Below are 24,569 nucleotides of genomic sequence, written 5' to 3'. Positions count from 1 at the left end.
AGGCTGAAGACGATTGGGCTGATATCCCACCCCATATTGGTCCTAGCACCGCCTAAAATTGACTCAATTTATGACAAATTCCATGACCTTCAACCCGTTGTCACCGTCAACCCAAAACCAAACACCATTAGCCATTTATCAAGCTAAAATCGGGTTCGAGTTGATTGAAGATCCCGCGCAGGCGCAGGCAGTACTCGCCTTAGATAAGTTGTATCAGCAGATTATTGGTAGAACAGACGCTCAGCCACTCAAAGGATTATATCTATGGGGCGATGTCGGGCGCGGTAAAACCTTTCTGATGGATTTGTTCTTTGATGCCCTGCCACAGCAAGGAAAACTGAGATTGCACTTTCACCGCTTTATGGCGCGAGTGCACCAGGCCTTAAAGGAACATGCAGGGCAGCGCGATCCCCTAAAACTGATCGCAAAAAATTTAGCAAAGGAGTGTAAGGTACTCTGCTTCGATGAGTTTTTTGTCTCAGATATTGGCGATGCCATGATCCTCGCCGGATTGTTTGAAACCTTGTTTGCCCAAGGAGTCGTACTGGTTGCCACATCCAACATACCCATCGAACGCTTATATGAAAATGGCCTCGCAAGGCACAGATTTTTACCCTGCATCGCTCTGCTTCAAACCCATACCCAAATGCTGCATCTGAATGGCGAGCAAGACCACAGGTTGCACGCCTTGAATCACGAACCGTCGGCAGAGGCCATTGCCGCCACTTCAAAGCATATTGGGCTGACTGGCACACTGGATTTTGATGGTATTTTTACCACACTCACTCAAGGCGCAAACACTGTTCAAGCGAATACGCTACGAGTCTGTCAGCGTGATATCCCCGTCGTGCGCGCCACTGCTGAAGACCAACTCCCCTCCGTTGCTTGGTTCGACTTTTATGCCCTGTGTGATGGCCCGCGCTCACAACTCGATTACATCGAAATTGCCTGTCGATTTAAGATCGTAATGCTGAGCGGTGTTCCCAAACTGGGCGGCGAAGTAAAAAGCTGGATCCGCGCCCGTGGCACTGAGGATGGCACTGGTGCAAACCAAGCGGCCACTACGGGAGAGCGGCAACTCTCTTACGCCGCCAACGATGATCCTGCTCGGCGTTTTATCAGCCTTATCGATGAGTTATATGATCAAGATGTCAGTTTATATTTAAGCTGTGACGTCCCACTGATGGACCTCTACCAAGGCGGCGCCCTCAGTTTTGAGTTTCGACGCACCTATAGTCGGCTAATCGAAATGAGCCACAGCACAAAACAATCCTGAACCCTCAACACGCCCGAAGAAGCGGCAGCGGTCAACCTCTGCCGTAACCCTTTACCGAGACAAACTTTCAGGCGCAAAGATAGCACTTAACTGCTGGATATCCGCCGCAACCCACTCTGGTTCGATACACTCGGCAAGATGGGTCGCCATAAACGCCACAAGCTGCATTGCGGCATAGGGCAAACGCTTGTCCCGACGGCCAACAAGATACCAATTACTCTGCAGCGGAAATCCGTTCACTGACAAGATTGCGGGTTTTTCGCGCCCTTCCTGCAAAGTGTGCGCTGAAATTACCGATAAGCCTAAGCCTGATGCCACGCTCAAGCGGATCGCTTCGTTACTCTCAATTTGCATCGTTTCACTCAAGGCGATCCCTTGAGCGCTACACCAAGATTCAAACATCAGCCGAGTTGCCGAGCCGGGCTCGCGGATAATAAAACGCTCTTGCTTCAACTCACTAAAGCGAACTTGTTGACGGCCAACCGCCCAATGATCCTTAGGCGCAATAAGCTGCAGCGGATTTTTAATGATCCTCGCCGATAACACTTGCTCACCACTGGGTGGATGACTGAAGAGATATAAATCATCTTCTTGGCGCTCAAATCGTCCCAAAATATGCGCGCGGTTACCGATATTTAAGGTCACTTTGACCTGCGGGAATTGCCGATAAAACGCCCCCAAAATCCGTGGTACCACATATTTTGCCGTAGTCACTAAACCGATATTGATATGGCCAATGCTGCCACCTCTGGCTTGCTGGATAAAGGCATCGAAATCTTCAAAGCGGCTCAATGTGTCGCAGGCGGCTCGGTAAAGCTCTTGCCCTATTAAGGTTGGCGACATACGGCCATCAATACTGTTCAGCAAAGGTTCGCCCAAAATATCCGCTAACTTTTTAAGTTGCAGTGACACTGTGGGCTGAGTAAGGTGCAGGGTGCGAGCCGCCGCCGAAATATTGCCCAATCGAACCACCTGCACATAAACCTCAAGTAACCGAAAACTCAAATGCCGTAGTTTTAATTGACCTTGAGAAGATTTATCCATAGATAATTATCTATACCTAATTAGCAAATAATTTATTTTTCAATATATCGAATTAGGTTCAGAATCTCCAGCGTTCAATGGTTTTCAAATAAAATGATAGCCTTAAAATATTAATGCCTTTATTAATGAGATACTTATGCCAGATATTGTCATTGCATTTTTCGCCTTAGGTTTGCTCGCAGGCTTAGTCAAATCAGACCTTAAAGTACCACCCGCCATTTACGAAACCCTGTCCATTTTGTTAATGCTGACCTTAGGGTTAAAGGGCGGAATGGCACTGCATGGTCATACTCAACACTTAGTGATCACTGAACTCGTTGCTGTTGTTGCACTGGGTTTGATCATCCCATTAGTACTTTACCCTGTGCTCACGCGCTTAGTTCGGCTCGGACGCACGGATGCTATCAGTATCGCAGCCCATTATGGATCGGTCAGCGCAGGCACATTTGCCGTTGTTATCGCCATGGTGGAAAAATCAGGGATGATATTAAGACCGGAAACCACCTTATATTTGGTGTTACTCGAACTCCCAGCGATTGTGGTTATGCTCTGGTTACACCGATATTTAAGCGCTAAACAGCCGCGAGAAGCTACAGCGCCTAATACTCAGCAATCGAGCATACTGCATGAGGCCTTGACCAGCCGCGGCGTAATACTCCTAGTGGGTGGAGTCGTCATCGGTTGGCTTTATGGTCCGACAGGGCTTGCACCCATTAGTCCTGTATTACTAGGTGGTTTTAAAACGCTACTGGCCTTGTTTTTACTGGAGATGGGATTAGTCACAGCGAAAGTCTGTTTACCACTCCCATTGCAGCAGTGGCGCTTATTAGTGTTTGCCGCCGTCACACCTTTTGTCTTGGCATGGTGTGGGATTGGAGTGGGGTTATGGCTCGAGTTACCTGCCGGAAGCATCTTAGTGCTTGCAGGTTTAAGTGCCAGTGCCTCTTATATTGCCGCACCCGCCGCCATACGAGCCGCCATTCCCGAAGCGAATATCGGACTCGCTATGTTAGCATCCCTCGGGATTACCTTTCCGGTGAACGTGTTAATCGGTTTACCCTTGTACCAACACTGGATAATGCAAATTACCGGATAACAATTTGTCATAAGGGAGACTCAGGTCTCCCTTTTTATATCCGCCATTAAGGGTTATTTGAATGATGTTCGGCTTTATCTTGATACATTGCCCTATCGGCAGCATCGAGTAAATCCTCAAGATTGATATCCGAATCAGGCGACCAATGGGCGATACCTATACTGGTTTTTAAGGAGTTTTGCTGTGGATGTTGTTGATTATATTGGTCAAGTAATAATTGAAATCGTTTAATGGCAAAGCCAACGGTATCGGGCTGCACTAAACTTAATAGCACCACAAACTCATCACCACCTAATCTCGCGATTACATCGGATTCCCGAAATGCCGCCATTAAAATATGGGCAAAATCATAAAGTACCTGATCGCCCTTGCGATGGCCAAAACGGTCATTGACCTCTTTAAAAAAATCCAGATCAAAAAAGACTAACGCTGCCTGAGAATCCATGCGTCGACAACTAGCAAGAGATTGATAAGCAAGGAGTTCAAATCCTCTCCGATTAGAAATCATCGTTAAAGGATCTAAAGTATTCTGTGCAATAGACAACAACTCAGCCTCAACCATCTGCCCCAAATCCGTTAAGGTTTCGATATCATCTTCGCTAAATTCCCTCGGCTCATTATCAATTAAGCACAACGTCCCCACCCGATATTCGCTATGAATAGTCAAAGGATAACCAGCATAAAAACGAATATGGGGAGACTGAGTGACTAAAGGATTATCGTGAAAACGGGGATCCGTTAAGGCATCGTTAACGATAAAAATACCATCGTGATTAATGGCGTGGGCGCAAAACGACACATCCCTTGATGTCTCCGTCACCGCTAATCCTTGCCGGGATTTAAACCATTGACGATTTGCATCAACTAAGGTCACCACGCAAATCGGCAGAGCAAAGATCCGCCGAGTCAGCCGAGTGATCCTGTCAAATCTTTCCTCGGCATCGGTATCGAGTATATTCAATGCCCTTAAGGTGGCTAAACGTTGCAACTCATTCTCAGGGATAGGAGGTAATTGCATAGCTCGCTCCAACTCTATATCAAGCATCGACTCACTACTTGATTCACTTGTTTTTACTTACTCAAGTATCGTCTGATAAATGGCGAGTATCCGCTCCGCATGAGCAGCTACATCGGCGTAAGCCAACTTCCCTGATTTTTGCTGTAGAGTTAGGCGATGATTTTCATCCCTTAACCAACAATAACTTTGGGTTAAATGTTGAGCGCTCATCAGTGGCAAGAGCTCAAGCTCAGCCAACACACCGAAGATACGCACATTATCTGACCAAATTGACAACTCAGGGTACTCATGGGCATTGGCGAGCACTAAGTATTGTGCAATAAACTCAATATCCGCAATCCCGCCAGGACTCTGTTTTAAATCAAACTCACCTTCGGCAACCTTAAGCAAATGGTCGCGCATCTTCTGCCGCATCTCACGAACCGCTTTTTTAAGCTCGTCTTTGTCCCTTGGCTGCTCTAAGACTGAAGCGCGGATTTGGCTAAACTTGACAGCCAAGCTATTATCACCAAACACAAAACGTGAACGCACTAACGCTTGATGTTCCCATGTCCACGCCTCTTGGGTTTGATATTCACTAAAGCGGGCGATCTCACTCACCATAAGACCCGATGCTCCCGAAGGACGCAGGCGCATATCAACTTCATACAGCTCACCCGAGGTCGTTCGAGTCGAAAATAAGTGCAGAATACGTTGAGCAAGTTTAAGGTAAAAATGACCGACTTCAATCGGTCTATCACCATTGGTTAGGCTATTGCTCATATTTTCCGGCGCTTCATACAGAAAAACCAAATCCAAATCTGAGCCATAACCCAGCTCAATACCACCTAACTTGCCGTAACCAATCACCGCAAAGCCCGTGTCGCTGCTTTCCGCTAGATAACTCGGCACGCCATGGCGCACCGCTATCTGCTGCCATGCCTGCATCACCACTTGTTCGATAATAGCTTCAGCCAAAAAAGTCAAATGGTCACTCACCTGCATCACAGGCAATACACCGGTGACATCCGCAGCGGCAATTTTAAGTTGTTGCGACAGCTTAAACTGGCGCAGCGCCTCCATTTGCTGCTCCATATCATCCTCTGGTACCCGCAGCAAATACTGGCGCAGTTCACTCGGATAATCATCCAGCGAAGTTGTATCGTATAGATGCGCTGGGTCGATAAGCTCATCAAGCAGCATAGGAAACTTTGCAAGTTGCACCGCAATCCAAGGACTTGCGCAGCACAGACTCACCAGTTGCTGACGGGCGCCGGGGTTTTCGCACAGTAACTCAAGGTAGGTAGTACGCGTTAAAATTTGCTCAAGCACTTTAGACACGGGCTCAAAAGCCGCTGAAGGGCTAGGTTGATTAAGCAGCTCGTCGAGCAACCTTGGCATTAATTTATCAAGAGTTTCACGTCCACGCGGGCCAATCGAGCGTTTCGTCACGGTTTCACGCCAACGACTCAGTAAAGGCCAGAGTTTTTCGTCATCAACCTGCTGCTCGGCTAACAAGTTGATTGCGTGATCATCCTGCTGCACGTTCCACAACTGCGCCGTCCAATGCTCGGCTTTTTCTTCGCCTTCTTCGCCGCCAACGGTAGCCTTAAAGTGACGATGAATTTTCGCCATCGCCGCCTCGATATGGGTACGAAGATCCGTTTCATTAGCTATCTCGAGCACATAACAAAGCCTCTCCCAATCGAGAGGATTATTCGGCAAGGTTTGCGTTTGTTTATCATCAATCGCTTGCAAAAGATTCTCGACACGGCGCAGCAATAAATAACTGTGTTTTAGCTCATCGACCGCCAGATATTCAAACTGCCCAAGGCTATAAAGGGTGTCCATAGCGCCAAACAGACTTTGCTGACGCAGCGAGGGTTCACGACCACCACGGATCAACTGGAAGCTTTGTACAACGAACTCCACCTCACGAATCCCTCCCGCACCGAGCTTAATATTGTCGGTTAACTGACGACGGCGGACTTCTTGAGCGATAAGTTGTTTCATTTTGCGCAGGGATTCAATCGCCGAAAAATCGATATAACGGCGATAAACAAAAGGGCGCAACAAACTGTGTAGCTCGTCGGAAAAATGATTCCAAGGCCCGAGCGAGCGGGCTTTAACCATGGCATAGCGCTCCCAATCACGCCCTTGCTCTTGGTAATAATCCTCAAGACCACTAAAGCTCACGACTAAAGGCCCGCTCTCGCCATAAGGGCGCAGGCGCATATCGACGCGGAATACAAAACCATCAACGGTAATTTGGTCGAGTAAATTAACGAGCCTCTGTCCCATTCGGATGAAAAACTGTTGATTATCAAGACTACGACGACCACCAACTGTTTCACCATGTTCTGGGAAAGTAAAAATCAGATCGATATCAGAAGAGAAGTTCAGCTCTCGGCCACCGAGTTTTCCCATACCCAAAATTAACAGCGGTTGAGGATTACCCACCTTATCCATTGGTGTCCCATATTGCGCGCACATCTCTTTATAAAGCCAATCCCTTGCGCCAATAACTAACGCCTCTGCGAGCGCAGAAAGATCGAGCAAAGACTCCTCTAAGCTGGCGTAATCTAAAAAGTCTCGCCATGCTAACCGCACCATTTGATAATTACGGAATCGACGCAATAGGCGTTTTGCCATGTCTTCGGTAGTGGCGCTAGTTAATAGCTCGCGTAACTGGGCATCAAACAATTTTCGTTCGACTTGCTGCAAATCATCGGCAAACAGGGTGTTGATCCATTCAGGAGAACGAGTTAACTGCACCGCGATATAATCGCTTAATCCTAAAACGTTTTTTAGTTCCTGCTGCTGCGCAGGCGTTAAATTTGCCAGTCCTTCTGACCATACTTCAGCGAGACGTGCCCAATGGCGCTCTGCGGCTTGAGTGATGAGGGGAGACAATGACTTATTACTGTCTTTTTGTACGGCCATAATAATCCCTAACAAATTTAAACATCGACATATTATGTCACAAATGATATAGAATGAAATCGCATCAGGTTTAACAAAGTTGCTATGCCTTAACGCGTGTTTCTATAAATGGCAAAACTTAAGTTCCCTCAAGAGAGCAACCCCTCTTTCTTGGCTGTTTAGGGTACTATAACCTGTGAGGCAAACATATTGGGCAAGTTGATTATTATTGTCCGCCCATATTTGAGTTTTATTTCAGCACTTTTGGAGAAAACATGGCAGGAATGCTAATGCGTGTTCTCACGTCGATGCTCATTTTGGCCGCGACCTTATCGCTAACGGGTTGTGGCGATGATCGGCCGGAGAAAATAGAGAAGTATCAACAACTCACAGAGCAGCGTCTCACAACCCTCAATACCATGCTTGATGACAGTCAGGTGCGTAATGCTAATCTGCTCAAGCAATATAGCAGCTTGCTAAAACAGCAAAAGCCCGATTTGGCGCCATTAGTGGATGAATTAGCCAAGGATGCAACCGCCGAAGGGCCCATGTATGCCTCGCTCAAACGCCGCTTAGCTGATGCCAAAAATTCGGCCAACTTTACCGATCTCGATCAACAATTAGCCGAGGTTGAGAATCTCTATCAAGCAGCCGATCCTAGCCTGTATAACGACATGCTATCCGATCCGGTGAACGTGATCGCAGATATGTCAGAGGGTAAGCTTGCCCGTGTCAATGCCATCAGCCGTGAAGCGGCGGCCCTTGCCAATAATGCCGAGGACTATGGCCCTGGTAGTCAACTAGTGGGTAACCCAGCTTATGGAAGTTGGCAGACTGACTCTAGTGGCATGTCTTTCTGGGCTTGGTACGGCATGTATTCCATGTTCTCCAACATTTTTCAGCGTCCAATCTACTACGACCGCTGGTCAGGTAACCGTGGATATAGTTATTACAACGACGTTGGCAGATATCGCTACACCTCGCCAAAACAGGTAGAAGCTCAAGCTAGAGTCTTTGCAGAAACGAAAAAACGTTTCGATTCTCAAGGAAAGCGCTTCGATAGCCCCTATGCAAAATCACGTACAGGCTCAACCGCGCTCTCCCGCGAGAGCACTAGCGCCCCCAAAGCAAATACTGCTGGTTCGAGCTCAGCAAATAAGTCGAGCGCGCAATCGGGCAGTAAATTCCGCTCAAATTATTCTAAAGACAGCAGTTTCCGTAATTCCAGCAACCGCACGACCCGCAGTGTGCGCCGAGGCAAGTAACGTAAAGGATCTCCCATGACACTATTTCAGGATTTCGGTATCACACCAGAGCTAGTCACCATACTCGCAATCGACCTCACGATTGCGGTTATCCTATTAACGTTAATGCGTTATTTACAAGGATGGAGCGTAAGAGTAAATAGCAGTAAAGAACTGGCTGAACGCGATAACTTTGCCTTTGGGATCAGCACTGCTGGCGCAGTTGCTGCGTTAGGCATAGTGCTCACAGGCGCCATCACAGGTGCCGCAGCGCCCTCCTATTTAACCGAAGCGATAGGCATGAGTGCCTATGGTTTATTTGGCCTAATACTGATTAAATTCGGTCGCTTTCTACACGATAAAATCGCGTTAAACGAACTCGATAAAAACCAGCAAATTGTTAAAGGTAACGTTTCTGTCGCCATTGTGGATGCCAGTGTTGCTATCGCCACCGCAATCATTATTCGCGCGGTGCTGTTATGGGCTGAAGATTTAACAATCGACACTTTTATTGCCATCTTTAGCGCATTTGCGATTTCACAACTCATGCTGGTGCTTCTCACCCGCTTACGTGAAAAACGTTTCGCAAGTCGTAACCAAGATTCATCAATGCAACAGGCACTCGCTCAAGGTCATACCGCTGTTGCTATTCGCCACGCCGGATTTATGATCGCCATGGCACTCAGCTTTAATGCCGCGAGTCATTTTATCCTTTTCAATCCAAAGGCCTACGTCACTAACATCATTGGTTGGTTGGTGTTTTCAATCATTATGTTAGTCGTGCTGACACTGTTGTTGTTTGTAATTAAAAAGCTGGTTTTAGCACGGATCAATTTAGCGGATGAAGTCGAAAGACAGCACAATATTGGTATCGCTGCCGTGGAAATGGCCATCAGTATTGCAATCGCACTTATCCTCACGGCCCTAATGGCGTAAACGCATGCTCGAGTCACAATTAACCACTTCGGCGGCTAAACCTAGCCGCCTAGGCTGGTTCGATGATGTCCTATTACTGGGCATAATGGCCGTGCTCGCTGGGTGCGGTCTTATCTACGAATATCTATTATCCCACTATGCAGGCCGGATCTTAGGCGCACTTGAGGCTGCTATCTATACCATGATCGGTCTGATGATCGTCTCAATGGGGCTTGGTGCCTTTGCCGCACGTAAAATTAAGGATGCGTTTACCGGCTTTGTGGTGCTCGAACTCACCGTCGCGCTGTGTGGCTCACTCGCGATTTTGATCACCGCTGCAGTGATAGGTTTTGGCCAACAATTGCCGATGCTCATCGCCAGCACATTGGGCTTGCCGCCGGATCAACTGCCCGAAGGTGGGATGATAGGCACGCTACAAAAGCTTAGCGAATATCTACCTTATTTTTGGGGCGTGCTACTGGGCTTGATGATCGGGATGGAAATCCCACTGATCGCCAGGGTAAGACAATCCCTTTCAGATGAACACCTACTCCACAATGCGGGCACAATTTACGGCGCAGATTATATTGGCGCAGGAGTTGGCGCAGCTATTTGGGTCGGCTTTATGCTGGCTATCGATATTCAGCTAGCAGCAGCACTCACCGCCAGCTTTAACTTGCTAGCAGGGTTTGTGTTTATCTGGCGCTTTTGGCCGAAAATCCAAAGACCTAAATTACTGTTAGCGGGCCACTTAGTCGTCACTGGCGTATTGCTGCTACTCGCCATTCAAGGGCCAAGCTGGGAGCAACAGTTCAACAATCTGCTTTACAAAGATAAGGTGGTCTATGCCAAGGCAACGCGTTTTCAACAGTTGACCTTTACAGAGCGCCTACGCGGCAATGGTCTTCCCCCCGTATATGCCTTGTATATCAATGGTCGTTTACAGTTTTCGAGTAGCGATGAACACATTTACCATGCGTTTTTAGTTCATCCAACCCTTGCGGCTAGCGCTCGTCATAACAAGGTATTAATCATTGGCGGCGGTGATGGGCTGGGCCTAAAACAAGTATTGCGCTGGGAACCTGAACAAGTAACCCTACTCGACCTTGATGCGGCATTGGTGCAACTGTTTAAATCCCCCGATTCTGATATGCCTGCGCGTTTAAGCCAAGCCCTGCTATCACTCAATGGCAATGCGTTTAACGATCCTCGAGTAACGGTCATCCACGATGATGCTTTTAATGGAGTAGATAAACTGATTGCGAAAGGGGATAAATATGATGCGATTATTGTGGATTTACCCGATCCCAGCCATCCAGATCTGAATAAGCTTTACTCGGATTATTTCTATCGAAAACTTAAGGAACTAATGAGCAGTGATGGCGCTCTGACAGTACAGTCAACGTCACCCTATCATGCGCAAAAAGCCTTTATTTCAGTAGCAAAAACCTTGGCATTAGCGGGATTTGATGTAAAACAATATCACCACAATGTCCCTAGTTTTGGCGAATGGGGTTGGAGTATTGCCACCTTAAATGGCAAAGATGCTCAACATCGTTTGGCACAGCTGACAGAGCTGCCTATTGTGGATGACTGGCTAACCTTAGGTTTAATTAAAGGCGCGTTTGAATTTCCTGCCAATTTTTATCAGGATGCGACCAATATTAAGCCCAATGAACTGGGGTCATTACAGTTGTACCATTATCATCAACAGGCTTGGTCCGAAACCCAAGGACTGGATCTTTTTTAACGGATGAAGATAGTGCTTGACATATTATGTCTCAGTGCTATCTTTGAACACAGACATAATATGTCAATAAGGACAAATATGAATATCCATACTCTTGCTAATCACCTCAACAGCCTTGGCAATAATAGCCAGACCGGCTTCCAATTCGATTGCTATCCAATTGATGGTGAAGTCGAAGTGTTGCAAGTGAATGTGGTCGGCCGTGAAGAAATCCCGGTATTCGTATCGGTTACGGATAACCAAATTCTCTGCATCAGTTACCTGTGGGGCGAAAATGAAGTAAACCAAGAACGTCGCAGTGAAATGTTTGAAACCATGCTCGAATTGAACATTCCAATGCCACTGTCAGCTTTTGCCAAGATTGATGACAAATACGTGGTTTACGGTGCACTGTCTCTGCAATCTAGCATGCTCGAAATCGAGCAAGAGCTAGCAGTATTATCCGATAACTGTTTAGAAGTTATCGATGAAATGGTCGACTATCTGAAATAAGGAGCCACAACATGGGCATTCTGAATAAAATTTTAACAGCGTTTCGCGGTGGTGCCACCGAAGTTGGCCAAAGCATCGTAGACGCAAACTCGACACGAATTTTCGAACAGGAAATCCGCGATGCCGAGAAACATTTAACCAACGCCAAGCGCGAACTGACCGATGTCATGGCCAAAGAAATGCAAGCCAGCCGCGAAGTTGACCGCTTAAAGCGTTCGATTGCTGAGCACGAAGGCTATGTCGCCCAAGCGTTAGACAAAGGCAATGAAGCCTTAGCGATTGAAGTGGCGGAAAAAATTGCCCAATTGGAGCAAGAACTATCTGAGCAGCAGACCGCCAATGACAGCTTCAGCGCCCATGCGGTACGCTTAAAAGATTTGGTGAAGAAAACCGAGCGTCAACTGTCTGATTATCAACGTCAGTTAAGCATGGTAAAAACCACCGAAAGCGTGCAAAAAGCCACAGCAACGATTACCGACTCTTTCGCATCAAGCAACTCTAAATTACTGAATGCAAAAGACTCTTTAGAACGTATCAAAGCGCGTCAGCAGCAGTTTGATGACAGATTAAAAGCAGCTGAAGCCTTAGCCGAAGAAGGCAGTGATAAATCATTGCAGGCTAAGTTAGCTGAAGCGGGCATTGGTGAGCAAAAATCCAATGCTAACGCTGTGCTCGAACGTATCAAGGCACGTAAAAGCTAATTAAGATTGACCAAACGCCGAGCACTGATGGGACCATCACCCCCTATTGTGCTCGGCTTTTTTGTTTTAGGTATACCAACATTCACCCAAGTCTAAGCTAACTCATGGGTTAGTTCAGAACATTGGCGCACAGCTTAGGAGCGAATATGGGATTTTTTAACAGTATTTTTGGTAAAAAGGCGCCACCAGCGCGCGAACTCAATCATCCCTCCGCGCTCAAGATCGGTGACATGATCTCCATCGACAATAGTTTTGCACTGCCACCACAATTGCGCGGCCAACAACTCAAAGTCGAAGCCGTTAATACCTACGAATTTGAACGTAAACAACAAACCGAATGGGTACTCAAAGGGCATGGTAGTGACACCTTGTTTTTAAGCATCGAAGAAGACGATGAAACTTACCTTGCTTTTTCCCTTAAAATTACCCGCTCCCAGGTTGAGCAAATATTCGACCTAGAGCAATTTAGCACCCTGTTCGATGAGCCTGGACACGCCGAGCTCACCACCCAAGAGTTATCGCCAGATGTAGCAGAACAACTCGAACAATGGTTGGGCAAGCAATACCACCAAGTGAGTTTTGCACTCTTTGGCTACTTTCACCGTGAAGATTATCGAGGACTTAAACCGCCGCAGGATGCCAATGGCGCCAGCGGTGAACCCTTCGAATATTATTTGCTGCTCGATGATGACGAAAGCCGCGCAGTAGAAGTTGAAGTGTATGAGGGTGGCGATACCGATGTGGTACTGACCTTATACCGCCCCTTGTCAGATATTCGCGACTACTGGCCCGGTCAGTAAAATTTGGCAAAAGATAAAGTGCGTGACTCGCACTTTATCGCTTAAGCCATTACAATCCCCATTGAATTGGCTCGTAATATACGGTTGATAGCAACAGGTAAAACCCAATGAGTAAAATGAAACACCCTCTTCCAGAGCAATGGCAGAAGAACCAAGATGCTGCAAAGGCAACTCAAGTGGCTTTCGACCTCGATGAAAAGTTTCAATATTCTATTCGTAAAGCGGCGCTCGATGCGGGCGTTAGCCCTTCCGATCAGATCAGAACGATTTTGGGCTTAAGTGTTTCAAAACGTCCGACTCGCCCCCGTTTAACCGTGTCACTTAACGCCGACGATTATGTACAACTTGCTGAAAAATACGGCCTAAGTGCTGATGCCCAGCTTGAAATTAAACGTAGAGTACTCGAAGATCTCGTGCGCTTTGTCGCAAAGGACTAATAATTTCAGCGTTAATCCTGCACAAAAATCGGCGTCAAATGGCCTGACTGGACTAACTCGGGCGATTTATCACAAAGTTAATTTACTCATAGCGTAAACTCTTTTACCTTAAACATTCGCCTTAAAACACAGGGATCATGTTAGGCATGACAGATAAAACCTCTTGGTCACTCCGCGCCGTTGGTAATCCCTCACCCATCGAAGTTGCAATGATGCTGCTATCGCTGCTATCGGTGATCATAGTGCTAGTGATGACCTTTGGCCGTCTCGATACAGAAACCTATCGATTACTCTTTTTCATCGATACCACGATTTGCATGATTTTTATGGTCAACTTTTTTGCTGGCCTATTACGCTCGCGGAATAAACTCTTTTACCTACGCCATCATTGGATCGATTTCATCGCCAGTATTCCTGCTATTGAGACGCTACGCATTGCACGGGTCTTCCAAATCCTGCGGGTGATCCGTTTAATCCGTATGAGCCGCTCCTTCCTTATCCCATTGATAAAACAACGTAAACAAGCCACCCTTGCCAGTTTACTGGTGGCGATGGTGACCATTTTAACCTTCGCTTCAATTATCATTTTGATTGTCGAAAGCGGCACTGAAGGCGCGAATATCCAAACCGCCGAGCAGGCTATTTGGTGGGCATTAGTGACCATTTCGACCGTAGGTTACGGCGACTTTTATCCCGTCAGCACCGCGGGGCATATTGTGGGTGGCATAGTGATCGTTAGTGGTGTGAGTTTTTTCGGGGTAATTTCGGGGTATATGGCTTCTGTGTTTGTTGCACCAGATGAAAGCGAACGACAGGAGCGCCAAGATGCCCATAAGGCAGAAATCAAGTCAGAACTTGAACTAGCGCTTGCTAGAATGGAAGAAACCCAGCGGCAAATGGAGCAAAATCAGGCACAGATGCTGGCCAAAATTGCTGAGTTAAAACAAGCATTAGAAGCCCAAAAAAATTAGGAAGGCACTGCCTTCCTAAGCTTAGTTTAATATGGCTATTCCAACAGGCCGTTTACCAATAGGTCGTTTGCTCAATCGCGTTTTGTCTCGATGCCTCCATCGCAAAAAGTAAGCTTTGCTGCTTGTCCTCAAGCCAATCGGTTAAATCGACACTAAGTGATTTGGCCGCAAGTGTTAATTGTCGATAACAGGCTAAGGTTCTAATCCCTAACACTAAATCCTGCCATGGCGCCCTAAAGGCATCACGGGATTTTGCCTCATATAAAAGCCCATACGCTTGCCCTATTTGAATACTCTCATCCAGTAACGCGGCACACTGCAAATAATCCTCGGCGGTCATTGTCTTATCGCTAGGCATGGCAGCTAAAATCGCCTGCCATGAAGCTTCCTGAGCATGATCAGCATGGTGGGATAATCCAAGCTCTGCGGGCAGTTCGATATTCCCCGCGCTGAGAGCCAATAGGATCTCGACAATCGCTAACTGCAATTGACCGTATTCAACTCTTTGCCAGAGTAAATTTAACCGCTCTGAGATATCCATGGCTTCAAATTGCAGCTGTAGTTGTTGCATCAAAGCTTGACGGGCGTCGTGCCGAGTTAATAAGCCTTTTTGACTACCGAGCAAGGCTGCTAAGGCCTGTGCCTCTTCAATAAACGTTAGTTGTGATTCAATAAGATTAAATTGCTGCATCAAAGTAGCATTAGCGAGACCAAACTGGCTCAGAGTCATCCGTAATAAACGAATACAAGCACGCATCCGCCACCATAGGGCTATCTGAGCTTCGTTATCTTGTTCATCAGCTATCATCGCCTCAAGCAATTGCCAACGTTCAAGTGCCGTTTCAAGTAACACTTGGCAGGTCGCCGTTAAATCCTGTTGATGGGGTTGATGTAGATTCAAATCTTCAGGCACAGGCAGAGGCAAAAACTCCAGCGCACTTAAGGCTAACGGCTTAGATTGCCCCGCGAGTCGATAGCCCCGCTGCGCCTTACTGGCTTTGCCTAAACGTACTGGAACAGTATCAGCCACTTCCGTTGCTAATACTAATAGTGCATTAGCATCTCCACTTAACAGCTCAAATTCCAGTTCACAGAGCGCCTCGTGCTTGCCATTGGCGGTAATTTCGCCAGTGTCTAAGGCGACCTCCACTAGGCTAGTTCCCACAGTTACATGCCAAGCTCGGCGATAAAAATCGGTATGGAACACGCAACCAAGCTCAGTTTGTACAGCGGTTAGATTGGCATTTAAGGGCCAAATGTTTGCCGGAAATAGGCTTAAATCAGGGCTATCAGCTTGAATAGTGACATTATATTCGGGGCGTGAATGGATCCCTCCAATCACTTGCCCTGCTGTTTTGATGGTTTGTTCTTTGTGTCCATCATAGCCACGAACCCGCAATCCCATGTCCCATTGACGCAATTGCAATGTGGGTGTGTCAAAGTAACCGTTGGTTAAACGACGTGTGCCTTGCGGAGCAGCATTTTCTAAGCTATCTAGCTTATTTATCAGGGTTTCTAGAAATTTAGGTAGGAAAAACAGTTTTAATTCAATCTCAGCATTCATTACTGCACCGCTCATTTTGTCATCAAATATTCATTCACGCGTCATTTTTAGTTCATAATGTCACAAATGTGTCATAAAAATCCCGTAGGATTTGGTTTTGAAGTTGGTATATAACCCGTTAGAATAAAGCTGTGATTTTTTCTCAAAAAACACAGTTTCAATACGCGGACGCATAGGGTAACATGCGCCCGCTTTTTCCAATCATGGAACAATCTAAATAGGTAAACGGCAATGCCAGTAAACTCTATTTTGGGCGTGTTTGCAAAATCGCCAATTAAGCCTCTTCAAGAGCACATGGACAAAGTCTACGATTGCGCATCGTTACTGGTCCCCTTTTTCGAAGCCACCATCACAGGTAACTGGGATGCAGCAGTTCAACTACGTAAACAAATTAGTTTAGCGGAAAAGCAAGGGGACTCACTCAAACGTGAAATTCGCCTCACTCTGCCAAGCGGTTTGTTTATGCCTGTTGAGCGTACAGATCTATTGGAACTACTGACACAACAAGACAAAATCGCTAACAAAGCAAAAGATATCTCTGGTCGTGTAATCGGCCGTCAATTGCTTATCCCTCAGGTCATGCAAGTCCCCTTTATCGCATACTTACAACGTTGTATCGACGCTGTTGGTCTTGCAAAAGAAGTCATTAACGAACTCGAAGATTTGCTCGAAGCAGGTTTCCGTGGTCGTGAAGTCGACTTAGTGGCCAAAATGATCAACGAACTCGATATCATCGAAGAAGATACTGACGATTTACAAATTCAACTTCGCCGTCAATTATTCGCTTTGGAATCAGAATTGAATCCTGTCGATGTGATGTTCCTCTATAAAACGATTGAATGGGTCGGCGGTCTTGCAGATCTGGCCGAACGCGTCGGTTCGCGTCTTGAGCTTATGCTTGCTCGCGTTTAATAAATAAGGTTATCAAGGTATCAATATGGTTGATGCAGGTATGGAGGTGGCTAACGTATTAGCCACTAATGGGCCGTGGCTTATTGCCATTGCGGCTGCGTTTGGTTTTCTAATGGCGTGGGGCATTGGTGCAAACGATGTGGCCAATGCGATGGGAACCTCTGTTGGTTCTAACGCCATTACGATTAAACAAGCGATTATTATCGCTATGATCTTCGAATTTGCAGGTGCTTTTTTGGCCGGCGGCGAAGTGACCAGTACAATCCGTAACGGTATTATTGATTCAAGTTATTTTACCCAAACCCCTGAATTGCTGGTATATGGCATGATTGGCTCATTGTTAGCTGCGGGGATTTGGTTAGTCGTGGCATCGGCATTAGGCTGGCCAGTATCAACGACTCACTCAATTGTAGGCGCGATTATCGGCTTCGCGGCTGTAGGCGTTGGCACTGAGTCTGTCGCTTGGGAAAAAGTAGGCGGTATTGTTGGTTCTTGGGTTATTACACCAGCAATCTCTGGCTTTATGGCGTTCATTCTGTTCCAAAGCACTCAAAAACTGATTTTCAACACCGATAACCCACTTGCTAATGCTAAACGCTATGTACCTTTCTACATGGCGTTCGCAGGCTTTATGATGTCATTAGTCACGATCCTCAAAGGATTGTCACACGTTGGCATTCATTTAAAAGGTGCCGAAGCTTATATCCTGGCGGGCGTAATAGCATTGGTCGTTGGTATCATAGGTAAAGTGTTTATTTCTCGTCTAAAAATGGATGAGAAAGCAAGCCACAAAACCATGTACGCTAACGTCGAAAAAGTGTTTGCGATCCTGATGGTTTTAACCGCTTGTTGTATGGCATTCGCCCACGGTTCAAACGATGTTGCAAATGCGATTGGTCCTTTAGCTGCGGTGGTATCTGTAGTTAATAGTGGTGGCCAAATTGCATCTAAATCACCGTTAGTATGGTGGATCCTACCTTTAGGTGCTGTCGGTATCGTTATGGGTTTGGCGATTTTCGGTCAGCGCGTAATGCAAACCATTGGTAAAAATATTACTCACTTAACCCCAAGTCGCGGTTTTGCTGCCGAATTAGCCGCAGCCTCTACCGTAGTGATTGCTTCTGGTACTGGTTTACCTATCTCTACCACACAAACGTTAGTCGGTGCGGTATTAGGTGTGGGTATGGCCCGTGGTATTGCGGCAATCAATATTGGTGTGGTGCGTAACATTGTTGTGTCTTGGGTGGTTACTTTACCTGCGGGTGCAGGTCTATCGATCATCTTCTTCTATATGATTAAAGGCATCTTTAACTAAGAAGCACATGACGACTATGGCAAGCTCGCCGTAGAAATGCACTAAACACAGAGGAATTGCTAGCATGGATGCGGCAAAGTTGAGGGAAGTCTATGACTTCCCTCTTGCATTGCAGGCCTCAAATCCCTAGCATGTGGTCACTATTTCGTTGATGAGAATACAAAAGTGTTAAGAATGCTGACTCTGGTGGGAATGATGTTACTCTCCCCTAACCTGCTGGCCGAAGGCCAACCCCGCTATATCTCGGATAACGTGTTTCTTTATATTCTCAACGGCCCAGGTACTGATTATCGTATTTTGGGTTCGATTGAAGCGGGACAACCCGTTACGTTACTTGGCGAAACTCAGGGCGATTATTCAAAAATAATCGACCATAAAGGTCGTGAAGGTTGGGTGCCAACCAACTTAATCAGTTCAACGCCTAGTTTTCGTGAGCAAGTTTCAACACTCACTAATGAGTTAAACGAAACCAAAGCCAAGCTTGCAGAAGTCTTAAGTTCGACGAATAACCATTCCGATGAAGTGGATGAACTCAAAGCTAAGCTAAGCGAAGCCGAAGCTATGCTGAACAAAACCACTCAAGAGCGTGATAACCTCAAAGTAGCGGTTGATCGTAGTGCCCAAGAGGCACAATTTGCGTTATGGCGTGAGGGCGGACTGATTGCCGCCGCAGGTTTAGTGGTTGGGGTAATTTTGGTATATCTGCCAAGACCACAACGCCGCAACAAGAAGCGTTGGATGTAAATTTTTACGCAAATAATCTGAAAGTCAAAGCTAAAGCCAGTGTTTTCAAACACTGGCTTTTTGTCAATCAAGCGTTACAACTAACGCTTAACAAGCCAATCAAACAATCCTCACATTCTTTCACGCTATAGTGTTGTCCGTCACATTTTGGTTGTATAATCTGCGCGCGCAAAGCTTCATATTGTATACAAAATATCAAATGCGTTTCGCGCCCCCCATTTTTGTTTCAACAATAGAGCCGAAAACAACTGGCCAAGATGGAAGCGATTACTATGTTCAAAGCGAGTGAAGTGCTGGCAGGCCGCTACGATTCTGCCAATCTCGACGAACTGTTCAAAGCCGTCACCGACAACTACATTGTCGATGAAGAACAATACTTGTCAGAGCTAATCAAACTAGTACCCTCCAGTGATGAAGCCATCGAGCGCGTCACTCGTCGTGCCCACGAACTGGTAAACAAAGTTCGTCAATTTGAGAAAAAAGGCTTAATGGTTGGCATCGATGCCTTCCTGCAGCAATACAGCTTAGAGACTCAGGAAGGCATCATCCTGATGTGTTTAGCCGAAGCCCTGCTGCGTATTCCCGATGCGGCCACCGCCGACGCCTTGATTGAAGATAAACTTTCAGGTGCTAAGTGGGATGAACACTTAAGCAAAAGCGATTCGGTGCTCGTTAACGCCTCCACTTGGGGTCTAATGCTCACGGGTAAAATTGTTAGCTTAGATAAAAAAATCGATGGTAGCCCGAGTAGCCTATTAGGCCGTTTAGTCAATCGTTTAGGTGAGCCTGTGATCCGCCAAGCCATGATGGCGGCGATGAAGATTATGGGTAAGCAGTTCGTTCTCGGCCGCACCATGAAAGAAGCGCTCAAGAACAGCGAAGACAAGCGTAAATTAGGTTACACCCACTCCTACGATATGCTGGGTGAAGCCGCGCTAACGCGTAAAGATGCCGAAAAATACTTTACAGATTATGCCAATGCGATTACCGAGTTAGGCGCGCAAAGCTATAACGAAAACGAATCACCACGCCCAACGATTTCTATCAAACTGTCGGCATTGCACCCACGTTACGAAGTCGCTAACGAAGACCGTGTATTGACCGAGCTGTACGACACTGTTATTCGCCTGATTAAACTCGCGCGCGGGTTAAATATCGGTATTTCTATCGACGCCGAAGAAGTTGACCGTCTCGAGCTGTCATTAAAGCTGTTCCAAAAACTGTTTAACTCTGACGCCACTAAAGGCTGGGGATTACTCGGTATCGTGGTGCAAGCTTACTCTAAGCGTGCCCTGCCAGTACTGGTATGGTTAACCCGCCTAGCGAAAGAGCAAGGCGACGAAATCCCCGTTCGCTTAGTGAAAGGCGCCTACTGGGATAGCGAGCTGAAATGGGCACAACAAGCTGGCGAAGCTGCTTACCCACTCTACACCCGCAAAGCCGGTACCGACGTATCTTACTTAGCCTGTGCGCGTTACCTGTTATCCGACGCCACCCGCGGCGCGATTTACCCTCAATTTGCCAGCCACAACGCGCAAACCGTTGCCGCGATTTCCGATATGGCGGGCGATCGTAACCACGAATTCCAACGCCTACACGGTATGGGACAAGAGCTGTACGACACTATTCTGTCGGAAGCTGGCGCGAAAGCGGTACGTATCTATGCCCCAATCGGTGCCCATAAGGATCTGCTGCCCTACTTAGTGCGTCGCCTGCTGGAAAACGGTGCTAACACCTCGTTCGTACACAAGCTAGTCGATCCGAAAACCCCTATCGAGTCTTTAGTGGTTCACCCACTGAAAACCCTGACAGGCTACAAAACCCTGGCTAACAACAAAATCGTTTTACCTACCGACATCTTCGGTAGCGATCGCAAAAATTCCAAGGGACTCAATATGAACATCATTTCAGAAGCAGAGCCATTCTTCGCGGCCTTAGACAAATTCAAATCGACGCAGTGGCAAGCGGGCCCTCTGGTTAATGGTCAAACCTTAACTGGCGAGCACAAAACCGTGGTTAGCCCATTCGATACCACTCAAACCGTGGGCCAAGTGGCCTTTGCCGACAAAGCGGCTATCGAACAAGCCGTGTCTTCTGCTCATGCAGCTTTCGCCTCTTGGACCCGTACGCCTGTTGAAGTGCGCGCCTCGGCACTGCAAAAGCTGGCGGATCTGTTAGAAGAAAACCGCGAAGAGCTGATTGCACTCTGTACCCGTGAAGCAGGTAAGAGCATTCAAGACGGTATCGACGAAGTGCGTGAAGCCGTAGACTTCTGCCGCTACTACGCGGTGCAAGTTAAAAAGCTGATGTCAAAACCTGAACTGCTCCCAGGCCCAACGGGCGAGTTAAACGAACTCTTCCTCCAAGGTCGCGGTGTGTTCGTGTGTATCAGCCCATGGAACTTCCCATTAGCGATCTTCTTAGGCCAAGTATCGGCAGCCCTCGCTGCGGGTAACACTGTGGTCGCAAAACCCGCTGAACAGACGTCTATCATTGGTTACCGCGCAGTGCAGTTAGCACACCAAGCGGGTATTCCAACGGACGTGCTGCAATATCTACCTGGCACTGGCGCTACCGTAGGTAACGCACTGACAGCTGACGAGCGCATCGGTGGCGTATGCTTTACCGGTTCAACGGGCACAGCCAAACTCATCAACCGCACACTGGCAAACCGTGAAGGCGCAATCATTCCATTAATCGCCGAAACCGGTGGTCAAAACGCTATGGTGGTTGACTCTACTTCTCAGCCAGAACAAGTGGTTAACGATGTAGTTTCTTCATCTTTCACCAGCGCGGGTCAACGCTGCTCGGCGCTGCGTGTACTCTTCCTACAGGAAGATATTGCCGACCGCGTTATCGATGTTCTGCAAGGTGCGATGGATGAGTTAGTGATTGGCAACCCAAGTTCAGTGAAAACCGACGTAGGCCCAGTTATCGATGCGACCGCGAAGGCTAACCTTGACGCCCATATCGACCATATCAAGCAAGTTGGCAAGCTGATCAAGCAAATGCCATTGCCTGCTGGTACTGAGAATGGCCACTTTGTGTCGCCGACTGCCGTTGAAATCGACTCAATCAAAGTGCTTGAAAAAGAACACTTTGGTCCAATCCTGCACGTGATCCGTTACAAGGCATCTGAACTTGCCCATGTGATCGATGAAATCAACAGCACAGGTTTTGGATTAACCTTAGGTATCCACAGCCGTAACGAAGGCCATGCCCTAGAAGTCGCTGACAAGGTTAACGTAGGTAATGTGTACATCAACCGTAACCAAATCGGCGCAGTCGTTGGCGTACAACCTTTCGGCGGTCAAGGTCTGTCAGGTACTGGCCCTAAAGCCGGTGGTCCACACTACTTAACTCGCTTTGTGACTGAAAAGACTCGCACTAATAACATCACCGCTATCGGTGGTAACGCGACCCTGTTGTCACTGGGTGATAGCGAAGAATAAGCCCTCTCACCTGTGAGAGTTGAACAAAAGCCAGACTCAGTCTGGCTTTTTTATTGGTTTTTCCAGATAAAATTTGTGAGTTGTAGCCTGCAAAATATTAATAAAGAGTGATCCAAATCAAATTGTTAAAAGTATGCATTTCAAAGCAATTGCGAGGGATTGTGCGCCATCGTGAAAAACCCGCATAATCTATAATCTGCTCCTAAACAGGCTGAAATTTAACGTGTTCAACAACGAACTAAGGCAACTATGACATTCTCGCTATTAGATATTTCTGCATTGACGTGGTTTATCGTTTCTTGGGCTGGCTATACCGCCTTTGCCCGACGTAAGGCGAAGGATACCGACTGTATTGCCCGTGGCCTGCATAAGCACAGGATCTACTGGATGCTTGAGTTGATGACCCGAGGAGTGCGGGTAGGCGATGCGGCGTTATTAGCGAACCTTGAACGCAATATTGCCTTTTTTGCCTCGACCACGCTATTCGTGCTCGCAGGGGTACTAACCCTATTTGCGCAGGTTGAACGCCTTGAGGCCGTGATTGCCACTATTCCCTATGCGACGCCACCAAATCATTCATTGGTACAAGTTAAATTAGCGTTATTAGTGGTCATTTTTGTGATGGCGTTTTTCCAATTTACCTGGTCGATGCGCCAATACGGCTTTGTGAACGTGATGATAGGCGCAGGCCCGATGGATAGCGAAGGCGCCAATGACAACCTTAAAGCGTACGCAAGACAAATGGCAACGGTGCAAGACCAAGCCGCCCATTCCTATAACTATGGCCTGCGGGCTTACTACTTTTCGATGGCCGTGCTCTGCTGGTTCGTGCACCCTATCCTATTTATTTTGGCTAGCCTGTTTGTGGTGGTCACCCTGTATCGCCGCGAATTTAAATCCCGCGCAGTTATGGCCATTACCGCTGCGAAGGCACATTTAGGAACAGAATACCAAGCGCGAGAAACTCAGCGTCAATCCAAGTAGTCGTCATTTAGCCTGAGACTGCGCCAGTAAAGCGCAGTCTAATTCTTGTTCTATACTCATTGGGTTAATCACCAATCAATAATGGGAGTGAACCATGAGTGATAATCTGTTAACAGTGGATGAAGTGTGCAAGTTGCTGGATAAGAGCCCAGCGACGATTAAACGCTATGCGCGGGAAAACTTGCTCAGCAGCGTGAAAGACGGTGAAGAATTGCGATTCCCCGAAGAAGAGGTCAAACGTTACTTAGCCTTTTCGCAGCGCTTAGGAAGATAAGCCGCCGCGCCTTTTATCGATTCATCCCCAAATGGACTTGGGATGCCTCGCTTATCCTTGTATAGCCATCTGTAACTGTTTGTAAGATAAGAGTTCTCGCTGTGATTCCTCTAGCCCAAGTTCTGCGGCTAAGGCTAGGAGCTGCGCCTCATAGATTGGCAGCTTAGCTTCATCATTAGTCATAATAGCAAGCTCGGCAAAGTCTCCTAAACCTTCGAGCCAATCAAGCGTTAAATGAAATTCCCCGAGAAAATACACGCTGCGGCGTTTTTTAATCTCAAGCACACATTGATAGCCTAAAGTCCGCAGCATACTTTTGGCCTTGTTGGCATCCGTGATATTGACCGCTTCACAACGGTCTTTCTCGGGCCCTTTTACAATCCACAGCATGATGCCAGAGGGCTGCATCTCGCGAATACACAGGCTTTTATGCTCAGCAGCTAAGGATGCTATAGGTGAATCAAAATAGCAGTCATGCTCAAGATTATCCTCGAGCATCACCTCGGGGGATTTGGCGCTTAGACGTGCCCAAAAGGCTTCACGGTCTGTAAGTCGATACTTAAGCTCTACCTCAAACTTGCCGTTAAAATGGGCGTTAATTTGCGGAGCTAATTCTTTTGGTGCAATGTCTGCTGGCATTGGGTTACTCATATAAAGGCTTCACTCCTGCTGCACGTAT

21 protein-coding genes are annotated in these 24,569 nt (G+C 47.1%); 16 read left to right on the top strand and 5 right to left on the bottom strand.

All coding sequences use genetic code 11. The features are described from left to right. Window positions 1–70 precede the first annotated feature (70 nt). The gene (gene zapE, locus HG547_RS05010) at window positions 71–1,276 is read left to right on the top strand and encodes a cell division protein ZapE (RefSeq protein ID WP_169547180.1); all 1,206 of its coding nucleotides are present in this window, start codon (window positions 71–73) and stop codon (window positions 1,274–1,276) included. Window positions 1,277–1,327: 51 nt separating this feature from the next. On the opposite strand, the gene HG547_RS05005 is transcribed toward zapE, so the two are convergent. Then, window positions 1,328–2,320: a LysR family transcriptional regulator gene (locus HG547_RS05005; RefSeq protein ID WP_169547179.1), complete on the bottom strand. Its 993-nt coding sequence runs from the start codon at window positions 2,318–2,320 to the stop codon at window positions 1,328–1,330. Between the two features lie 136 nt (window positions 2,321–2,456). Between HG547_RS05005 and HG547_RS05000 the strand changes: the two genes are divergently transcribed. Further along, complete coding sequence (locus HG547_RS05000) at window positions 2,457–3,416, top strand: sodium-dependent bicarbonate transport family permease (RefSeq protein ID WP_169547178.1); 960 nt, start codon at window positions 2,457–2,459, stop codon at window positions 3,414–3,416. A 46-nt stretch (window positions 3,417–3,462) separates the two neighbouring features. Here HG547_RS05000 and HG547_RS04995 read toward each other — a convergent pair whose 3' ends face one another. Next, window positions 3,463–4,434 (bottom strand): sensor domain-containing diguanylate cyclase, encoded by a 972-nt coding sequence (locus tag HG547_RS04995; protein WP_169547177.1) that lies wholly within the window; start codon window positions 4,432–4,434, stop codon window positions 3,463–3,465. Between the two features lie 57 nt (window positions 4,435–4,491). Continuing rightward, on the bottom strand, window positions 4,492–7,356 hold the full coding sequence (gene glnE / locus HG547_RS04990) for a bifunctional [glutamate--ammonia ligase]-adenylyl-L-tyrosine phosphorylase/[glutamate--ammonia-ligase] adenylyltransferase (RefSeq protein WP_169547176.1): 2,865 nt from the start codon (window positions 7,354–7,356) through the stop codon (window positions 4,492–4,494). A 254-nt stretch (window positions 7,357–7,610) separates the two neighbouring features. Here glnE and HG547_RS04985 point away from each other — a divergent pair, with 254 nt between their 5' ends. The 8 genes from HG547_RS04985 (at window position 7,611) to HG547_RS04950 (ending at window position 14,645) form a co-directional block, all read left to right on the top strand. Next, the gene (locus HG547_RS04985) at window positions 7,611–8,600 is read left to right on the top strand and encodes a hypothetical protein (RefSeq protein ID WP_169547175.1); all 990 of its coding nucleotides are present in this window, start codon (window positions 7,611–7,613) and stop codon (window positions 8,598–8,600) included. Window positions 8,601–8,615: 15 nt separating this feature from the next. Further along, entirely contained in the window at window positions 8,616–9,515 is a 900-nt protein-coding gene (locus tag HG547_RS04980) for a DUF350 domain-containing protein (RefSeq protein ID WP_169547174.1), read from the top strand. A gap of 4 nt (window positions 9,516–9,519) precedes the next feature. Beyond that, complete coding sequence (locus HG547_RS04975) at window positions 9,520–11,244, top strand: polyamine aminopropyltransferase (protein WP_169547173.1); 1,725 nt, start codon at window positions 9,520–9,522, stop codon at window positions 11,242–11,244. Window positions 11,245–11,322: 78 nt separating this feature from the next. Then, a complete protein-coding gene (locus HG547_RS04970; protein ID WP_007645549.1) occupies window positions 11,323–11,736 on the top strand; it encodes a DUF2170 family protein in 414 nt (137 codons plus the stop codon). Window positions 11,737–11,747: 11 nt separating this feature from the next. Beyond that, the gene (locus HG547_RS04965; protein ID WP_037421761.1) at window positions 11,748–12,437 is read left to right on the top strand and encodes a PspA/IM30 family protein; all 690 of its coding nucleotides are present in this window, start codon (window positions 11,748–11,750) and stop codon (window positions 12,435–12,437) included. Window positions 12,438–12,583: 146 nt separating this feature from the next. Next, complete coding sequence (locus tag HG547_RS04960; RefSeq protein WP_037421764.1) at window positions 12,584–13,237, top strand: hypothetical protein; 654 nt, start codon at window positions 12,584–12,586, stop codon at window positions 13,235–13,237. Between the two features lie 107 nt (window positions 13,238–13,344). Then, window positions 13,345–13,674: a hypothetical protein gene (locus HG547_RS04955; protein WP_037421772.1), complete on the top strand. Its 330-nt coding sequence runs from the start codon at window positions 13,345–13,347 to the stop codon at window positions 13,672–13,674. Between the two features lie 146 nt (window positions 13,675–13,820). Continuing rightward, window positions 13,821–14,645 carry an ion transporter gene (locus HG547_RS04950; protein ID WP_169547172.1) on the top strand — a complete coding sequence of 275 codons (825 nt, stop codon included), beginning with the start codon at window positions 13,821–13,823 and terminating at the stop codon, window positions 14,643–14,645. Between the two features lie 52 nt (window positions 14,646–14,697). On the opposite strand, the gene HG547_RS04945 is transcribed toward HG547_RS04950, so the two are convergent. Beyond that, window positions 14,698–16,209 (bottom strand): CYTH and CHAD domain-containing protein, encoded by a 1,512-nt coding sequence (locus tag HG547_RS04945; RefSeq protein ID WP_169547171.1) that lies wholly within the window; start codon window positions 16,207–16,209, stop codon window positions 14,698–14,700. 231 nt (window positions 16,210–16,440) lie between these two features. Here HG547_RS04945 and HG547_RS04940 point away from each other — a divergent pair, with 231 nt between their 5' ends. The 6 genes from HG547_RS04940 to HG547_RS04915 all read left to right on the top strand — a co-directional run bounded on the left by HG547_RS04940 (window position 16,441) and on the right by HG547_RS04915 (window position 23,890). Next, a complete protein-coding gene (locus HG547_RS04940; RefSeq protein WP_037421779.1) occupies window positions 16,441–17,121 on the top strand; it encodes a TIGR00153 family protein in 681 nt (226 codons plus the stop codon). A 25-nt stretch (window positions 17,122–17,146) separates the two neighbouring features. After that, a complete protein-coding gene (locus tag HG547_RS04935; RefSeq protein WP_080612413.1) occupies window positions 17,147–18,436 on the top strand; it encodes an inorganic phosphate transporter in 1,290 nt (429 codons plus the stop codon). Window positions 18,437–18,631: 195 nt separating this feature from the next. Continuing rightward, a complete protein-coding gene (locus tag HG547_RS04930; RefSeq protein ID WP_037431483.1) occupies window positions 18,632–19,180 on the top strand; it encodes a TIGR04211 family SH3 domain-containing protein in 549 nt (182 codons plus the stop codon). A gap of 257 nt (window positions 19,181–19,437) precedes the next feature. Beyond that, window positions 19,438–22,632 carry a bifunctional proline dehydrogenase/L-glutamate gamma-semialdehyde dehydrogenase PutA gene (gene putA / locus HG547_RS04925; protein WP_211164546.1) on the top strand — a complete coding sequence of 1,065 codons (3,195 nt, stop codon included), beginning with the start codon at window positions 19,438–19,440 and terminating at the stop codon, window positions 22,630–22,632. A 249-nt stretch (window positions 22,633–22,881) separates the two neighbouring features. Continuing rightward, the gene (locus HG547_RS04920) at window positions 22,882–23,616 is read left to right on the top strand and encodes a DUF599 domain-containing protein (RefSeq protein ID WP_037421785.1); all 735 of its coding nucleotides are present in this window, start codon (window positions 22,882–22,884) and stop codon (window positions 23,614–23,616) included. Between the two features lie 94 nt (window positions 23,617–23,710). Beyond that, complete coding sequence (locus HG547_RS04915) at window positions 23,711–23,890, top strand: helix-turn-helix domain-containing protein (RefSeq protein WP_011623867.1); 180 nt, start codon at window positions 23,711–23,713, stop codon at window positions 23,888–23,890. Window positions 23,891–23,941: 51 nt separating this feature from the next. Here HG547_RS04915 and cyaB read toward each other — a convergent pair whose 3' ends face one another. Continuing rightward, window positions 23,942–24,541, bottom strand: a complete 600-nt coding sequence (gene cyaB, locus HG547_RS04910; RefSeq protein ID WP_169547169.1) for a class IV adenylate cyclase — start codon at window positions 24,539–24,541, stop codon at window positions 23,942–23,944. Window positions 24,542–24,569 lie beyond the last annotated feature (28 nt).

The organism is Shewanella sp. DNRA4, from assembly GCF_012843185.1.
In the GTDB taxonomy this organism is placed as follows: Bacteria; Pseudomonadota; Gammaproteobacteria; order Enterobacterales; family Shewanellaceae; genus Shewanella; species Shewanella xiamenensis.
Note: the sequence above shows the minus strand (reverse complement) of the source record. Positions and strands in the feature narration are given on the sequence as shown.

What these genes read in the sequence shown, in the direction of transcription:
- zapE (WP_169547180.1), top strand. Translation starts at nt 71, where the DNA reads ATGACAAATTCCATGACCTTCAACCCGTTGTCACCGTCAACCCAAAAC.
- HG547_RS05005 (WP_169547179.1), bottom strand. Translation starts at nt 2,320, where the DNA reads ATGGATAAATCTTCTCAAGGTCAATTAAAACTACGGCATTTGAGTTTT.
- HG547_RS05000 (WP_169547178.1), top strand. Translation starts at nt 2,457, where the DNA reads ATGCCAGATATTGTCATTGCATTTTTCGCCTTAGGTTTGCTCGCAGGC.
- HG547_RS04995 (WP_169547177.1), bottom strand. Translation starts at nt 4,434, where the DNA reads ATGCAATTACCTCCTATCCCTGAGAATGAGTTGCAACGTTTAGCCACC.
- glnE (WP_169547176.1), bottom strand. Translation starts at nt 7,356, where the DNA reads ATGGCCGTACAAAAAGACAGTAATAAGTCATTGTCTCCCCTCATCACT.
- HG547_RS04985 (WP_169547175.1), top strand. Translation starts at nt 7,611, where the DNA reads ATGGCAGGAATGCTAATGCGTGTTCTCACGTCGATGCTCATTTTGGCC.
- HG547_RS04980 (WP_169547174.1), top strand. Translation starts at nt 8,616, where the DNA reads ATGACACTATTTCAGGATTTCGGTATCACACCAGAGCTAGTCACCATA.
- HG547_RS04975 (WP_169547173.1), top strand. Translation starts at nt 9,520, where the DNA reads ATGCTCGAGTCACAATTAACCACTTCGGCGGCTAAACCTAGCCGCCTA.
- HG547_RS04970 (WP_007645549.1), top strand. Translation starts at nt 11,323, where the DNA reads ATGAATATCCATACTCTTGCTAATCACCTCAACAGCCTTGGCAATAAT.
- HG547_RS04965 (WP_037421761.1), top strand. Translation starts at nt 11,748, where the DNA reads ATGGGCATTCTGAATAAAATTTTAACAGCGTTTCGCGGTGGTGCCACC.
- HG547_RS04960 (WP_037421764.1), top strand. Translation starts at nt 12,584, where the DNA reads ATGGGATTTTTTAACAGTATTTTTGGTAAAAAGGCGCCACCAGCGCGC.
- HG547_RS04955 (WP_037421772.1), top strand. Translation starts at nt 13,345, where the DNA reads ATGAGTAAAATGAAACACCCTCTTCCAGAGCAATGGCAGAAGAACCAA.
- HG547_RS04950 (WP_169547172.1), top strand. Translation starts at nt 13,821, where the DNA reads ATGACAGATAAAACCTCTTGGTCACTCCGCGCCGTTGGTAATCCCTCA.
- HG547_RS04945 (WP_169547171.1), bottom strand. Translation starts at nt 16,209, where the DNA reads ATGAATGCTGAGATTGAATTAAAACTGTTTTTCCTACCTAAATTTCTA.
- HG547_RS04940 (WP_037421779.1), top strand. Translation starts at nt 16,441, where the DNA reads ATGCCAGTAAACTCTATTTTGGGCGTGTTTGCAAAATCGCCAATTAAG.
- HG547_RS04935 (WP_080612413.1), top strand. Translation starts at nt 17,147, where the DNA reads ATGGTTGATGCAGGTATGGAGGTGGCTAACGTATTAGCCACTAATGGG.
- HG547_RS04930 (WP_037431483.1), top strand. Translation starts at nt 18,632, where the DNA reads ATGTTACTCTCCCCTAACCTGCTGGCCGAAGGCCAACCCCGCTATATC.
- putA (WP_211164546.1), top strand. Translation starts at nt 19,438, where the DNA reads ATGGAAGCGATTACTATGTTCAAAGCGAGTGAAGTGCTGGCAGGCCGC.
- HG547_RS04920 (WP_037421785.1), top strand. Translation starts at nt 22,882, where the DNA reads ATGACATTCTCGCTATTAGATATTTCTGCATTGACGTGGTTTATCGTT.
- HG547_RS04915 (WP_011623867.1), top strand. Translation starts at nt 23,711, where the DNA reads ATGAGTGATAATCTGTTAACAGTGGATGAAGTGTGCAAGTTGCTGGAT.
- cyaB (WP_169547169.1), bottom strand. Translation starts at nt 24,541, where the DNA reads ATGAGTAACCCAATGCCAGCAGACATTGCACCAAAAGAATTAGCTCCG.